This window comes from Streptomyces lincolnensis (genome assembly GCF_001685355.1).
In the GTDB taxonomy this organism is placed as follows: domain Bacteria; phylum Actinomycetota; class Actinomycetes; order Streptomycetales; family Streptomycetaceae; genus Streptomyces; species Streptomyces lincolnensis.
Window position 1 is genome coordinate 4,452,551 of the sequence record NZ_CP016438.1, and the last position, 13,872, is coordinate 4,466,422.

Genomic DNA, 13,872 nt, shown 5'->3' on the forward strand with positions numbered 1-13,872 from the left:
AGAGGCCGGACGAGATCCCCACAGGCTGGAGGCCGCTCATGACTCCCGGGAGCCGGAACGTCGCCGTGATCGGGGTGGCCCTCTCCGACTGCGGCCGGGTGGACGACGCGACCCCCTACGCCCTGCACGCCCAGGCGGCCCGCCGCGCCCTGGCGGACGCCGGCCTGGACCGCTCCCTGGTGGACGGCTTCGCCTCGGCCGGCCTCGGCACCCTCGCCCCCGTCGAGGTCGCCGAGTACCTGGGCCTGCGCCCCACCTGGGTCGACTCCACCTCCGTCGGCGGCTCCACCTGGGAGGTCATGGCGGCCCACGCGGCGGACGCGATAGCCGCCGGGCACGCCAACGCGGTCCTGCTGGTCTACGGCTCGACGGCCCGCGCCGACATCCGGGCAGGCCGCCGCACCGGCACCCTCTCCTTCGGCTCCCGGGGACCGCTCCAGTTCGAGGTCCCCTACGGCCACACCCTCATCGCCAAGTACGCCATGGCCGCCCGCCGCCACATGCTCGAACACGGCACGACCATCGAGCAGTTGGCGTCGGTGGCGGTCCAGGCGAGGGCCAACGCGGCACTGAACCCGGAGGCGATGTTCCGCGACCCGGTCACCGTCGAGGACGTGATGGCGGGACCGATGATCGCGGACCCGTTCACCAAGCTGCACTGCTGTCTCCGCTCCGACGGCGGGGCGGCGGTCCTGCTGGCCGCCGAGGAGTACGTCCAGGACTGCCGCACCGCCCCCGTGTGGATCCTCGGCACCGGCGAGCACGTCTCCCACTCCTCGATGTCCGAGTGGCCCGACTTCACCGTCTCCCCGGCGGCGGTGAGCGGCCGCCTCGCCTTCTCCCGGGCCGGCGTCCGCCCGGACGACATCGACTTCGCGGAGATCTACGACGCCTTCACCTACATGACCCTGGTGACCCTGGAGGACCTCGGCTTCTGCGGGAAGGGCGAGGGCGGGGCGTTCGTGGAGAAGGGGCGCCTGCTGGTCGAGGGCGGCGAACTCCCCGTCAACACCGACGGCGGCGGGCTGTCGGCCCAACACCCGGGTATGCGAGGGCTGTTCCTGCTGGTGGAGGCGGTGCGCCAGCTGCGCGGGGAGGCGGGGGCGCGGCAGGTGCGGCGCCGGGGCGGCGGTGGTCCGCCGGAGCTGGGGGTGGCCTCGGGGACGGGGGGCTGGTTCTGCTCGTCCGGGACGGTGGTGCTGGGCCGGGCCTGCCCGTAGGGCGTGTCCCGTCGACCGTGGGGTGTGTCCGTCGCCGGTAGCGCGTGTCCGTCGGCCGTGGGGCGTGTCCGTCGGCCGTGGGGCGTATCCGTCGCGGGAAGCGGGAACACGGGCCGCCCCGGCGGTTGTTGAGGCGTGGCAGGACTACGACGCCCGAACCGCTGGAGGAGAGCATGGCTGCCCTGACCCGCGCAGAGCGTGAACAGTTCCTTGCCGAGCCGCATGTCGCCGCGTTGGCGGTGGACGCGGGAGAGGGGCGGGCACCGCTCACCCTGCCGATCTGGTACCAGTACGAACCGGGCGGTGACATCTGGATCCTGACCGGGCTCGACTCCCGCAAGCACCAGTTGATCCGCGCGGCGGGGCGTTTCTCCCTCATGGTGGACCGGGTCGAGCCCACCCTGCGGTACGTGTCGGCGGAGGGCCCGGTCGTCGACACCAGGCCCTTCACCGTGGAGGAGCTGCGGGAGATGTCCGCCCGCTACCTGCCGGCCGAGAAGGTGGACGGCTATGTGGAGTTCGCCCTGAAGAGCCACGGCGAACAGGTGATGATCCGGATGCGGCCCGAGCGGTGGGTGTCGTCCGAGATCGGTTCCCTGTGAGCCGTACGGCTGCGCAGGCGTGACAATCGGGGGATGGGAACCGATCTTCACGAGCTGCTGAGGTCACTGCGGGTGTGGGACGCGGAGGTCACCACGCTGGCGTCCTTCGACCCGGCCGCCGCCCCCGCGACCCCGCTGGACCTGTTCACCACGTGGTTCGCGGAGGCGGTGGCGGCCGGGCAGACCGAACCGCACACCATGTCCCTGGCCACGGCGGACGCGGAGAGTCGGCCGGACGTACGGACCGTGATGCTGCACGGCGCCGACACCGACGGCTGGCACTTCGCGACGCACGCGGACAGCCGTAAGGGAACGCACCTCGCCGCCCGCCCGTACGCCGCCCTCGGTTTCTACTGGCCGGTGCTGGGCCGGCAGGTCCGGGTGCGGGGGCCGGTCACCGCCGCGCCGTCCGAGGAGGGACAGGCCGACCTGCATGCCCGCTCCACCGGTGCGTTGGCCGCCGCCCTCACCGGCCGGCAGAGCCAGGTCCTCGGCTCACTCGACGAGCTGGCCCAGGTCTCGCAGGCGGCCTGGGAGCGGGCGCTGCGCGAGCCCGCTACTCCCGTCCCCACCTGGACGCTCTACCGGCTGCGGCCCGAGGAGGTGGAGTTCTTCCAGGGGGACGAGCGGCGGCGGCATGTGCGGCTCGTCTACCGCCGTACGGACGAGGGGTGGGGTCAGGAACTGCTCTGGCCCTGACGGTCTCGGGGCGCGCGGGGGCCCTGGGAGTCCTGGCCACCCTGGGATTCCCGGCCGCCCTGGAAGTCGTAGACCGCGAAGTCCGCGACCGGGCGGTAGCCGATCCGCTGGTACAGGCCGTTGCTGGTCGGGTTGGCCAGGTCGGTGAAGAGCAGCACCTCGTCCGCGCCCGCGTCCCGCGCGGCCCGGCTGACCTCGGTGGTGGCCGCCCCGGCGTATCCCCGGCCGCGCAGGTGGGGCGGGGTGTAGACGGGGGCGACGCGGACCTGGCCAGCAACCTTCGGGGTCACTCCGGCCATGGAGACGGGGGTGCCGTCCGGTGCTTCCCAGAAGGTGACGCCGCCGTAGGCGAGCCGGGCGTCGGCCCAGGCTTCGGCGCCGTTGGCCGGATGGTCGACCTCCGCGACGAACTCCCGGTACCAGCGGACGAGTTGACCCCGGTCCGCCACGTCCGCGATCCGCGCCCGCCCGGCCGGGACCGGTTCCGGCACGGTCAACTCACCGAGCCGGTACAGCCGCTGGCGGTGACGGAGGACGAACTCTGCACCCGTGCGCGCCTGCCAGGCCGCGGCGAGGGCGGCCACGGTCTCGCGCTCCCCACCGGCACCGGGCAACGGACCGCCGACATCCGCGAGATGGGCGGCGAGAACCACCGCCTCCTCGGGGGTGAGCGCGGTGACGTACAGCTGAAACGGCGGCGTCCGAAAGTAGGCCGCCCGTACCGTCCCGTCCCGCTCCAGCATGCCGAAGACGGGCGGCTCATCGCCGTACCTGCCTGGCCCGCCGGTACGCAGCCCCTCGGTCACCGTCAGAAGGACGGTGTGCAGGGCCGGCCGCGAGCGCAGGAAGTCTCCGGCGCGGGCGAGAAAGCGGTCGAGGTCTTCGGTGCGGTGCCAGGCGTCGGGGCGCATGGTTCATGGTCGCGCGGGGGAAAGTGACGCCGCCTCTTTATTTCCGGAGCGTCAACGCACTTGCCCGGTCCGGAAGTTCACCCGCCCGGCAGCGGATCCGTCGCCAGCCTGCCGTGCAGATGGGCGTCGCGGAACGCGTCCTGGCGGCCCGCCTCGAACATCGAGCCGCGCAGGGTGCCCTCGTACCGGTAGCCGCACCGCTCGGCGACGCGGCAGGAGGCGTCGTGGCCGACGGCGTGGTCGAGGTCCAGGCGGTGCAGGCCGAGGTCGGTGTGGCCCCAGTGGGTGACGAGCGCGAGGGCGCGGGTGGCGACGCCCTGCCCGCGGGCCTCGGGGAGGACCCAGTAGCCGATGCGGGCCCGGCTCAGCTCGTGGTGGATGGCGTTGACGCTGATCTGCCCCAGCGGCACGCCCGTCCCGGCGTCCGTCACGCAGTACGTCGCCGTGGTCCCGTCCTCCGCCTGCGCGACCTTGGAGAGCAGGGAGGCGCGGGCGCTGCCGATGTCGGTGACCGGTTTCAGCGGTGTGTTCCAGCGCCGGAACTCCGGGTCCGAGCACCCCCGCAGCCAGCTCTCCACATCTGCCTCCGAGTCCGCGTCCCAGGCACGCAGCCGCAGCCCGTGGCCGTGCAGTTCGGGGAAGGGGAAGAGGGCGGAGGACGAGGGTGGGGCGGATGAGGAGGGACGGGTGCCGTACTGGTCGTCGATGTGGGCCATCGGGCCATTGAAGCCGGTCCGTCACGCCGATTCCTCCGGAATACCGGCACCCGGAACATCGGCCACGGCACCGCATCGCACCGGCCGCCTCACCGCGCCAGGGCTGTCCGGCGGATCAGGTCGTAGGCATCCACCGGCGCCCGATCGGCGCCGGTGAGCGGGGGCACTGGGCCTCCCGCGAGTGCATCGAGTGCGGGGGAGCGTGCAGCCGCAAGGCGGAGGAGGGCAGCGACGCGGAGCATCGGCAACCGACGACAACGCCACTGCGAGTCCCCCCACGCCTCCAAGGAAGGGGAGGGCGTGCCAGGCCCCCGGCCGCGACCGCGACATGATCCGCCGGACAGTCCCCGAGCCCGGCGCCCCTCACCGCCCCACCCGGAACACCGGAACCCCCTCCCGGAAGGCGACCTCCAGCTCCATCCCGGCCCGCAGGGCGTCGTGCGCGCAGTCCACGATCTCCGTCATCATCCGCGGCCCCTCGGCGAGGTCGACGACGGCGGCGACGTACGGGGTGCGGTCGTCGAAGGGGGGCAGGTCGTTGCGGTGGACGACGGACCAGGTGTAGAGCGTGGCGCGGCCGCTGGCCGGTTCCCAGGTGACCTGCTCGCTCCAGCAGTGGGGGCAGAACTCGCGCGGGTAGTGGTGGAATCGCCCGCACGCCCCGCAGCGCCGGATCAGCAGTTGTCCGCGCGCGGCCGCGTCCCAGTAGGTCCGGGTGAAGGCGTCGGCCTCGGGGATGTCGAAACGGGCGCCCTTCCCGGCGGGAGGCGCGGGAGGCCCGGTCACTGGAAGAGCCCCAGCGCGCTGTCGAGCGACCAGCTCTGCCAGGACATCCCGAACAGCGCCACCAGGGAGATCAGCGCCATCATCGAGTTCTGCCCCTGCTCGGCCCAGTCGTGGATCATGAGGGTGAAGTAGAGGACGTTCAGCAACAGTCCGGCGACCAGCGCGAGGGGCGTCAGGAAGCCGAGGATCAGGCCGAGTCCCAGGGCGAGTTCGGCGTAGGCGACGACGTACGCCATGGTCCTCGGGCGCGGTGTGACGACGACGTCGAAGCCGCTGCGCACCGCGGTCCACCGGTGCTTGGCGGCGATACCCGCGGCCCAGGTGATCCCGCCGCCCTCGAACCACGTGCTCTTGTCCTTGTGCCGCCAGCTCTCCAGCCACCACACCCCGAGCCCTATCCGCAGCACGGCCAGCCACTGCGCACCGGTGAGCCAGATCGAGTCCATGAATCTGACGGTACGTCAGATGCCGGAATCCCGGAACCCACCCCGACCCACCCCGTACGTCCCTCGTGAAGCTGTGGGTCCCCCATGAATACCTCTGAGCACCCCTTGAATACCCCTGGATTGTTGGCAATTTCGTCCACGGCTCGATTACGTTCGCTGACGCAACCACGAGAGATCGAGGAAGAGGCCGACCGTGAAGCACAGGGCAGTCAAGCGCAGGAACGTCACCATCGGGATCGGGGCGACCGCGGGCGTCGCGGCCGTGGGTGGGATCGCCCTGTCCGCCCAGGCGGCGAGCGGGACCTCCGACGAGTCGGCGTCCTCGCCCTCGGGGTCCCTGGTCTTCGACAAGGACGCGTACACCGAGCTGACCACCACGGTCACCGACACGGCGGGCACCGAGCACGCGGTGACCTACCACTTCTGGAAGGCCGTCACCTACTGCGCCGAGCCGGTCGACGAGACCTACCAGAGCCTGAACGTCAGCGTCCCCGTCAAGATCGACGGCAAGGCGGTCGACGCCACCGGCGCACCCATCCTCCTCGCGAACTCCATAGGCGGCTACATGCCGTCCTCCGTCGCGAACGCGACCGGGATCGGCGCGGGCGGCATGGGCGGCGGGACGGGCGGCGGAGCTCCCGGTGGGGCGCCCTCGGCGAGCGCCTCCGCAAGCCCATCGGCCCCCGGCGCCAACGACAACACCAACGCCACCGGCGGCGCCCTCGCCTCCAACCAGCTCCTGGCCCTGGCCGCCGGCTACGTCGTCGTCGAGCCCGGCGCCCGCGGCCGCACCCTGAAGAGCTCCGGCGGCGAGTACTACGGCACCGCCCCGGCCGCGATCGTCGACCTCAAGGCGGCCGTCCGCTACATCCGCTTCAACAAGGGCCGTATCCCCGGCAACGTCGAGCGCATCGTCTCGGCGGGCACCAGCGCGGGCGGCGCCCTGTCGGCCCTGCTCGGCGCCTCCGGCGACAGCCGGCTCTACGACAAGCTCCTCCAGGAGATCGGCGCCGCCGACGCGAGCGACGCGATCTTCGCGACCGGCGCCTGGTGCCCGATCACCGACCTGGAGCACGCCGACGGCGCCTACGAGTGGAACTGGGGCACCAACGCCCTCAGCACCGGCAAGCAGGTCGACCAGACGGTCTCCAAGGCGCTCCAGGGCCAGTTCGCCGAGTACCAGGCGCAGTTGAGGCTGCGCGGCCTGAACGGCTTCGGCGCGCTCACCGCCCGCACCTACGACGAGTACCTGGTCGAGCAGTACCTTCAGCCGTCGGCCACCCGCTACCTCGCCGCCCTGTCGGCCGCCGCCCGCGAGACCTACCTGGCGAAGAACACCTTCATCACCTGGTCCGGCGGCCGGGCCACCTTCACGTGGGCCGACTTCCTCACCCACGTGGGCGCCCGCAAGAAGACCACCCCGGCCTTCGACGCCTTCGACCTGTCGGCGGGCGAGAACAACCTGTTCGGCGCGGGCACCACCGAGTCCCGCCACTTCACGGCGTACGGCGCCCGGAACGACACCACGGGCCTGAGCAGCAAGCGGGTCGCGAGCGACATCCCCGAGAAGCTGAACCTGATGAACCCGATGTACCACCTTCAGCGGAAGAACCCCGGCCGCTCCCAGCACTGGTGGATCCGCCTCGGCACCAACGACACCGACACCTCGCACGTCGTCTCGGCCAACCTCGCCGCCGCCGCGAACGGCCTCGGCGACGACGTCAACCACCTGTACTACTGGGACCAGGGCCACGGCGCGAACACCGACCCGGGCGACTTCATCACCTGGATCGCCAAGGTGACGGGCCACAAGATGTAGCCCCACCCCCCTCAGGACCGCGGCCCCGGTTTCCCGTCGGTCTCCGTCGCCGCCCGCCACAGCGCCGAGCCCCCGCCCACCCGTCGGGCTCGGCGCCGTCGGCATGGGGCATGCCGCAGCCGCCACCCCATCCGCACACGCAGGAGACCTACGCCACAGGTTCCACCCACGGCTCCTACAGCCGTGATCAATCCGCAACCAATTCCGGTCTTGACCGAGACCCATCAATCCGGTGCCTGGTTACGCTCGCGCACATGGCCGACTCCACAGCGTCCTCTCCCGCGTCCGCGAACCCCGCGGAGCCGCACCCCGCCGACCGCCCCGTCTACGTCATCGGCGGCGGCCCCGGCGGGCTCGCCGCCGCGTACGCCCTGCGCGCCCAGGGCATCCGCGCCGTGGTCCTGGAGAAGTCCGACCGGGTCGGCGCGTCCTGGCGGCGCCACTACGACCGGTTGCACCTGCACACCACCCGCCGCCTGTCGGGCCTGCCCGGACTGCCGATGCCACGCCGGTTCGGCCGCTGGGTCTCCCGGGACGACGTGGTGCGCTACCTGGAGAAGTACGCCGAGTTCCACGAGCTGGAGATCGTCACCGGCGTCGAGGTCTCGCGCGTCGAGCGCTCGGCCGACGGCACCGGCTGGCTGCTGCACGCCACCGGCGGCCGCGAACTGACCGGCGCCGCCGTCATCGTCGCCACCGGCTACAACCACACCCCGCGCATCCCGGACTGGCCCGGCCGCGCCACCTACACCGGCGAGCTCCTGCACGCCGGCGACTACCGCGACCCGCGGGCCTACGCCGGCCGTGACGTCCTCGTCGTCGGTGTCGGCAACACCGGCGCCGAGATCGCCGTGGACCTGGTGGAGGGCGGCGCCTCCCGGGTCCGGCTGTCGGTGCGCACCGCCCCGCACATCGTGCGCCGCTCGACGGCCGGCTGGGCCTCCCAGTACACCGGTGTCCTGGTACGGCGCCTGCCGGTCCCCCTGGTCGACCGGCTGGCCCGGCCCGTGGCGAAGGTCAGCGTGCCGGACCTCTCCGCCCACGGCCTGCCCCGCCCCGACACCGGCCTGTACTCGCGGGTCACCGAGGGCGCCATCCCCGTGCAGGACGTCGGGCTCATCGACGCCGTCCGCAAGGGCAGCGTCGAGGTCGTGGCCGCCGTCGAGGGCTTCGAGGACGGCAAGGTGGTCCTCGCCGACGGCTCCCGGATCGAACCCGACGCCGTCATCGCCGCCACCGGCTACAGCCGCTCCCTGGAGGGCCTCGTCGGCCACCTCGACGTCCTCGGCCCCCGCGGCAGGCCGGTCGTCCACGGGCCCCGCTGCCCGGAGAACGCCCCGGGCCTGTATTTCACCGGCTTCACCAACCCCATCAGCGGCATGCTCCGTGAAATGGCCATCGACGCGGTGCGGATCGCGAAGGCTCTCACGAAGGACGGCGGACGACGCTTGTCCCGGCTCCCCTCCTGAGGGTCGCCGTCGACCCAACAGGCCCATCCGGCTGCCGTATTTCGGCGAGAAAGCCGCCTCCCCTTCCCCTCGCGTCCTGGGACGCTGGAGCGACGGCGCCTCCCCAGGGCCGTTCTTTCTGTGTGCACGCCCATTCCTGACGCTCCGTCAGTTCTGTAATCTGACAGTGCGTCAGTTACTTGCTGTCACACAGGAGCGGGCGGACCGATGCTTGGATCAACCCACGGCACCCTCACCACCGACTCCCGCCGGACCCGGGTCATCGCCTGCGGCGAGCAGCCCGGGCCCGCCGTCCACGGCCGGCCCGCCGAGGTGGACGACCTCGATGTCAGCGGCCGGCCGCTGTACGCCGCCGTTCCCGATCTGGACCGCTTCTTCCGGCCCGAGTCCGTCGCCGTGATCGGCGCCTCGGACACCGAGGGCCGGCCCAACACGGGTGTCACCAGGCAACTGCTCGCCTGGTCCGAGCGGGTCGGGGCCCGGCTGCACCCGGTGCATCCCACCCGCCCGTCGGTCTTCGGCATCCCCTGCTCCCCTGCCGTGGCAGATCTGCCCGAGCCGGTCGACCTCGCCGTACTGCTGGTCGCGGACCCTCTTCCGGTCATCGAGGAACTGGCCGAGGCCAAGGCGAGGTTCGCGGTGGTCTTCGCCTCCGGGTTCGCCGAGACGGGCCCGCAGGGGGCGATCGAGCAGGCCCGGCTCGCGGCGGCCGTGGGCGGGTCCGGGATGCGGATGCTGGGCCCCAACACCAACCTGAACGCCTTCGAACACTTCCGGGACGACCTCGACGGCCCCGCCATCGCCCTGATCACGCAGTCCGGCCACCAGGGCCGCCCCGTCTTCGCCCTCCAGGAGCTCGGCATCCGCCTGTCCCACTGGGCGCCCACCGGCAACGAGGCCGATCTGGAGACCGCCGACTTCGTCTCCTACTTCGCCGAGCGGCCCGAGGTCGGCGCCATCGCCTGCTACGTCGAGGGGCTCAAGGACGGCCGCTCCTTTCTGCTCGCCGCCGACCGGGCCGCCCGGCGCGGGGTGCCCGTTGTCGCGGTCAAGGTGGGCCGCACCGAGACCGGCGCCCGCACGGCCGCGTCGCACACCGGCAAACTCACCGGCGCCGACACGGTGGTGGACGCCGCGATGCGCCAGTACGGCGTGATCCGCGTCGACGGGCTGGACGAACTCCAGGACACCGCCGCCCTGTTGGCGCGGTCCCGGCCGCCGCGCGCGGACGGTGTCGTCGTCTACTCGATCTCGGGCGGCACGGGCGCGCACTTCGCCGACCTGGCCACGGAGGCGGGGCTGCGCCTGCCGGCCCTGTCGCAGGCCAGGCAGGCCGAACTGCACCAGTGGATACCCGAGTACCTGAGTGTGGCCAACCCGGTGGACAACGGCGGCCACCCGGTCGGGGACGAGCGCGGCCGGAAGATCATCGACGCGATCCTCGACGACCCGGAGGTGGGCGTGCTGGTCTGCCCGGTCACCGGGCCCTTCCCGCCGCTCAGCGACCGGCTCGTGCGGGACCTGGTGGACGCGGCCGAGCAGACGGACAAGCTGGTGTGCGTGGTGTGGGGCTCGCCGGTGGGCACCGAGCCGGCCTACCGCGAGGTGCTGCTCGGTTCGTCGCGGGTGGCGACCTTCCGTACCGTCGCCAACTGCATCACCGCCGTGCGCGCCTACCTCGACCACCACCGTTTCGTCTCCGGCTACCGCTCGCCGTTCGACTCGGCGCCGCGCACCCCCTCGCCGTCGTTCCGCAAGGCGCAGGCACTGGTGCGCCCGGGTCAGCAGCTGAGCGAGCACGCGGCGAAGCAACTGCTGCGGGCGTACGGCATCCGGGTGCCGCGCGAGCAGTTGGTGACCAGTGCGGCGGCTGCCGTGCGCGCGGCCTCGTTGGTGGGCTACCCGGTGGTGATGAAGGCGTCCGGCGCGCGGATCGCCCACAAGACCGAACTCGGGCTGGTCAAGGTCGGGCTGACCTCGGCGAGCCAGGTCCGGGACGCCTACCGGGAGTTGACCGACATCGCGCGCTACGAGGACGTCTCGCTGGACGGTGTCCTGGTGTGCCAGATGGTCGAGCGGGGTGTCGAGATGGTCGTCGGCGTCACCCGGGACGAGCTGTTCGGGCCCACCGTGACGGTCGGGCTCGGCGGGGTGCTCGTGGAGGTGCTGCGGGACACCGCCGTACGCGTGCCGCCCTTCGGGGAGGAGCAGGCGCGGGCCATGTGCGCCGAACTGCGCGGGCGGGCCCTCCTCGACGGGGTCCGGGGGCGACCTCCGGCGGACCTGGACGCGCTGGTCGAAGTCGTCCTGCGGGTGCAGCGCATGGCCCTGGAACTCGGCGACGACCTCGCGGAGCTCGACATCAACCCGCTGATGGTGCTGCCGCGGGGGCAGGGCGCGGTGGCGCTGGACGCGCTGGTGGTGTGCCGGTGACCGAGGTGACCGAGGTGACGCAGGCGACCGACGGGCAGGTCTCGTACCTCACCCTCAACCGGCCCGAGGCCCTCAACGCCCTCACTCCCGGCCAACGGGACCAACTCATCGAGCTGTTGGCGCGGGCGTCGGCCGATCCGGACGTCCGGGCCGTCGTCCTCACGGGCACGGGCCGCGGTTTCTGCGCGGGTGCCGATCTGCGCGGTGCCTCCACGGGCGGGGAGCGGGTCGCCGGTGACGTGGCCCGGACCCTGCGTCTGGGCGCGCAGCGCCTGATCGCCGCCGTACTGGACTGCGAGAAGCCGGTGATCGCGGCGGTGAACGGCACGGCGGCCGGCCTCGGCGCGCACCTGGCGTTCGCCTGCGACCTGGTACTGGCCGCCGAATCCGCCCGGTTCATCGAGGTGTTCGTCCGGCGAGGACTCGTGCCGGACGGCGGTGGCGCGTACCTCCTCCCCCGGCTGGTCGGCCCGCAGCGCGCGAAGGAGCTGATGTTCTTCGGCGACGCGCTCACCGCGGCGGACGCGGAACGCCTCGGTCTGGTCAACCGGGTCGTCCCGGACGCCGAGTTGGACAAGACCGCCCGCGCGTGGGCGGAGCGGCTGGCCGCCGGGCCCACCCGGGCCCTCGCCCTGACCAAGCAGCTCGTCAACGCCTCCCTCGACACCGACCGTGCCGGCGCGTTCGCCGCGGAGGCCGCCGCGCAGGAGATCAACATGACGACCGTGGACGCGCGGGAGGGCGTGGCGAGCTTCGTGGAGCGCAGAAGCCCCGAGTACCGGGGTCGCTAGCCTTCTCATCTGACACCCCGTCAGGTTCAATGGAGGGCGTGATGGGACAAGCCGGAATGGCCGAAGCCGCCGTCCGTTATCTCAGGGCGGCCGGGGCACAGCCCGTGGAGGCGCTGCCGCGACCCGAGTTGCGGTGCGTCGGCGAGGACGAGCGGGCGCCGGTCGACCAGGCCGAGTTCCGTCGGGTGCTGGGGAGTTTCGCGACCGGCGTGACCGTCGTGACGGCACCCGCCACCGACAGCGATACCCCTCCCGCCGGGTTCGCCTGCCAGTCCTTCTCCTCCCTCTCCCTCGACCCGCCCCTCGTCGCCTTCATGGTCGGCCGTACGTCGACGACCTGGCCGCGGATCGCCCGCGCCGGGGTCTTCTGCGTCAACGTCCTGGGCGCCCACCAGGGCGAGCTGTGCCGCGGTTTCGCCGTGAGCGGCCGGGACAAGTTCGCCGACGTCGCCTACGACGCGTCCCCCGCCTCCGGTTCCCCGCGTCTCGCCGGTGCGCTCGCCTGGATCGACTGCACGATCCACGCGGTGCACACGGGCGGCGACCACCTCATCGTCGTAGGCCGGGTGGAGGCGCTGGGGACGGGCGCGGGCGAGGACGAGGCACCGCTGCTGTTCCACAAGGGCCGGTTCGTCTGACTCAGGCCACCACCGGCGTCGGCACCGGGGGCCTGCGCCGGATCACCAGCGCCATCAGCGCCGCCGCCGCGCACAGCGCGCCCGAGGCGTACCAGACCATGTCGTACGAGCCGAAGACGTCCCGCGCGACACCGCCGAGGAAGGCCACCAGGGCGGCGCCGACCTGGTGGGAGGCGAGGACCCAGCCGAAGACGATGGCGCTGTCCTCGCCGTAGTGCTCGCGGCACAGCGCGACGGTGGGCGGGACGGTGGCGACCCAGTCGAGGCCGTAGAAGACGATGAAGAAGATCATCGGCGGGTGGACCGAGGAGGTGAGCAGCATCGGGAGGAAGAGCAGCGAGATGCCCCGCAGCGCGTAGTACACGGCGAGCAGCCGGCGCGGTTCGAAGCGGTCGGTGAACCAGCCGGAGGCGATCGTGCCGATGACGTCGAACACGCCGATGACCGCGAGCAGTGAGGCCGCCGCCTGGACCGGCATGTGCTCGTCGTGGGCCGCGGGAATGAAGTGGGTCTGGATCAGGCCGTTGGTCGAGGCCCCGCAGATCGCGAAGGTGCCCGCCAGCAGCCAGAAGGGGCCGGTGCGGGCGGCCCTGAACAGGACGCCGACCGCGCGCCGGGCCGCCCCGGGCACCGGTTCCGGCTTCGGTACGAACTCCTTGGCGCCGTAGGGCTTCAGGCCCACGTCGGCCGGGTGGTCGCGCAGCAGCAGCCAGACGAAGGGGACGACGGCGAGGGCGGCCAGCGCCACCGTGACCGCCGGCGGGCGCCAGCCCTGCCGCTCCACCATCCACGACAGCACGGGCAGGAAGATCAGCTGCCCTGAGGCCGAGGCGGCCGTGAGGATGCCGGTGACCAGGCCGCGCCGTTCGGTGAACCAGCGGTTGGTGACCGTCGCCGCGAAGGCCAGCGCCATCGAGCCGGAGCCGAGGCCCACCAGCAGGCCCCAGCACAGCAGCAGCTGCCAGGCCGCCGTCATCCACACCGTCAGCCCGGAGCCGAGCGCGATCAGGCTCAGCGCGACCGCGACCACCCGCCGGATGCCGAAGCGGTCCATCAGGGCCGCGGCGAAGGGGGCGGTGAGCCCGTACAGCGCGAGGTTGACGGAGACCGCCGCGCCGATCGTGCCGCGCGACCAGCCGAAATCCTGGTGCAGGGGATCGATGAGCAGACCCGGCAGGGAACGGAAGGCGGCCGCGCCGATGATCGTCACGAAGGTGACGGCGGCGACGAACCAGGCCCGGTGGATGCGGATGCGGCGCCGGGGGCCGGTCTCCTGGACGGCGGCGGCTTCGGTTGTCTGGGTCACGCCCTACAGCTTCCGGTCCGCGCCCACCGCGATCGA

General features: G+C 72.4%; 13 protein-coding genes. 8 read left to right on the forward strand and 5 right to left on the reverse strand.

Going from position 1 to position 13,872, the window contains the following annotated elements:
* Positions 1–38: 38 nt before the first annotated feature.
* The 3 genes from SLINC_RS19675 (at position 39) to SLINC_RS19685 (ending at position 2,521) form a co-directional block, all read left to right on the forward strand.
* Positions 39–1,220, forward strand: coding sequence for a thiolase C-terminal domain-containing protein (locus SLINC_RS19675; protein ID WP_067434635.1), 1,182 nt, complete (start codon positions 39–41; stop codon positions 1,218–1,220).
* A gap of 173 nt (positions 1,221–1,393) precedes the next feature.
* Positions 1,394–1,822 carry a pyridoxamine 5'-phosphate oxidase family protein gene (locus tag SLINC_RS19680; RefSeq protein ID WP_067434638.1) on the forward strand — a complete coding sequence of 143 codons (429 nt, stop codon included), beginning with the start codon at positions 1,394–1,396 and terminating at the stop codon, positions 1,820–1,822.
* A 33-nt stretch (positions 1,823–1,855) separates the two neighbouring features.
* The gene (locus tag SLINC_RS19685) at positions 1,856–2,521 is read left to right on the forward strand and encodes a pyridoxine/pyridoxamine 5'-phosphate oxidase (protein WP_067434641.1); all 666 of its coding nucleotides are present in this window, start codon (positions 1,856–1,858) and stop codon (positions 2,519–2,521) included.
* Here SLINC_RS19685 and SLINC_RS19690 read toward each other — a convergent pair.
* From SLINC_RS19690 to SLINC_RS19705, 4 genes are all read right to left on the reverse strand, one after another.
* On the reverse strand, positions 2,500–3,432 hold the full coding sequence (locus tag SLINC_RS19690) for a GNAT family N-acetyltransferase (RefSeq protein WP_067434644.1): 933 nt from the start codon (positions 3,430–3,432) through the stop codon (positions 2,500–2,502). The two genes, SLINC_RS19685 and SLINC_RS19690, sit on opposite strands and share 22 nt — an antisense overlap.
* A gap of 77 nt (positions 3,433–3,509) precedes the next feature.
* On the reverse strand, positions 3,510–4,148 hold the full coding sequence (locus SLINC_RS19695; RefSeq protein WP_079164613.1) for a GNAT family N-acetyltransferase: 639 nt from the start codon (positions 4,146–4,148) through the stop codon (positions 3,510–3,512).
* 363 nt (positions 4,149–4,511) lie between these two features.
* Positions 4,512–4,934 (reverse strand): Zn-ribbon domain-containing OB-fold protein, encoded by a 423-nt coding sequence (locus SLINC_RS19700; protein WP_067434646.1) that lies wholly within the window; start codon positions 4,932–4,934, stop codon positions 4,512–4,514.
* Entirely contained in the window at positions 4,931–5,380 is a 450-nt protein-coding gene (locus SLINC_RS19705; RefSeq protein WP_067434647.1) for a DoxX family membrane protein, read from the reverse strand. Before SLINC_RS19705 ends, SLINC_RS19700 begins: the two co-directional genes overlap by 4 nt.
* Positions 5,381–5,573: 193 nt before the next feature.
* Between SLINC_RS19705 and SLINC_RS19710 the strand changes: the two genes are divergently transcribed.
* The 5 genes from SLINC_RS19710 to SLINC_RS19730 all read left to right on the forward strand — a co-directional run bounded on the left by SLINC_RS19710 (position 5,574) and on the right by SLINC_RS19730 (position 12,530).
* Complete coding sequence (locus SLINC_RS19710; RefSeq protein ID WP_237282000.1) at positions 5,574–7,199, forward strand: subtype B tannase; 1,626 nt, start codon at positions 5,574–5,576, stop codon at positions 7,197–7,199.
* Between the two features lie 254 nt (positions 7,200–7,453).
* Positions 7,454–8,668 carry a flavin-containing monooxygenase gene (locus tag SLINC_RS19715; protein WP_067434649.1) on the forward strand — a complete coding sequence of 405 codons (1,215 nt, stop codon included), beginning with the start codon at positions 7,454–7,456 and terminating at the stop codon, positions 8,666–8,668.
* A 207-nt stretch (positions 8,669–8,875) separates the two neighbouring features.
* Entirely contained in the window at positions 8,876–11,101 is a 2,226-nt protein-coding gene (locus SLINC_RS19720) for an acetate--CoA ligase family protein (RefSeq protein ID WP_067434653.1), read from the forward strand.
* Complete coding sequence (locus SLINC_RS19725; RefSeq protein WP_067434657.1) at positions 11,092–11,892, forward strand: enoyl-CoA hydratase/isomerase family protein; 801 nt, start codon at positions 11,092–11,094, stop codon at positions 11,890–11,892. Before SLINC_RS19720 ends, SLINC_RS19725 begins: the two co-directional genes overlap by 10 nt.
* 41 nt (positions 11,893–11,933) lie before the next feature.
* Positions 11,934–12,530 carry a flavin reductase family protein gene (locus SLINC_RS19730; protein WP_225988324.1) on the forward strand — a complete coding sequence of 199 codons (597 nt, stop codon included), beginning with the start codon at positions 11,934–11,936 and terminating at the stop codon, positions 12,528–12,530.
* 1 nt (position 12,531) lies between these two features.
* Here the strand turns inward: SLINC_RS19730 and SLINC_RS19735 are convergent, their stop codons facing one another.
* Complete coding sequence (locus tag SLINC_RS19735) at positions 12,532–13,836, reverse strand: MFS transporter (RefSeq protein WP_067434663.1); 1,305 nt, start codon at positions 13,834–13,836, stop codon at positions 12,532–12,534.
* Between the last annotated feature and the right edge of the window lie 36 nt (positions 13,837–13,872).

What these genes read in the sequence shown, in the direction of transcription:
- SLINC_RS19675 (WP_067434635.1), top strand. Translation starts at nt 39, where the DNA reads ATGACTCCCGGGAGCCGGAACGTCGCCGTGATCGGGGTGGCCCTCTCC.
- SLINC_RS19680 (WP_067434638.1), top strand. Translation starts at nt 1,394, where the DNA reads ATGGCTGCCCTGACCCGCGCAGAGCGTGAACAGTTCCTTGCCGAGCCG.
- SLINC_RS19685 (WP_067434641.1), top strand. Translation starts at nt 1,856, where the DNA reads ATGGGAACCGATCTTCACGAGCTGCTGAGGTCACTGCGGGTGTGGGAC.
- SLINC_RS19690 (WP_067434644.1), bottom strand. Translation starts at nt 3,432, where the DNA reads ATGCGCCCCGACGCCTGGCACCGCACCGAAGACCTCGACCGCTTTCTC.
- SLINC_RS19695 (WP_079164613.1), bottom strand. Translation starts at nt 4,148, where the DNA reads ATGGCCCACATCGACGACCAGTACGGCACCCGTCCCTCCTCATCCGCC.
- SLINC_RS19705 (WP_067434647.1), bottom strand. Translation starts at nt 5,380, where the DNA reads ATGGACTCGATCTGGCTCACCGGTGCGCAGTGGCTGGCCGTGCTGCGG.
- SLINC_RS19715 (WP_067434649.1), top strand. Translation starts at nt 7,454, where the DNA reads ATGGCCGACTCCACAGCGTCCTCTCCCGCGTCCGCGAACCCCGCGGAG.
- SLINC_RS19720 (WP_067434653.1), top strand. Translation starts at nt 8,876, where the DNA reads ATGCTTGGATCAACCCACGGCACCCTCACCACCGACTCCCGCCGGACC.
- SLINC_RS19730 (WP_225988324.1), top strand. Translation starts at nt 11,934, where the DNA reads ATGGGACAAGCCGGAATGGCCGAAGCCGCCGTCCGTTATCTCAGGGCG.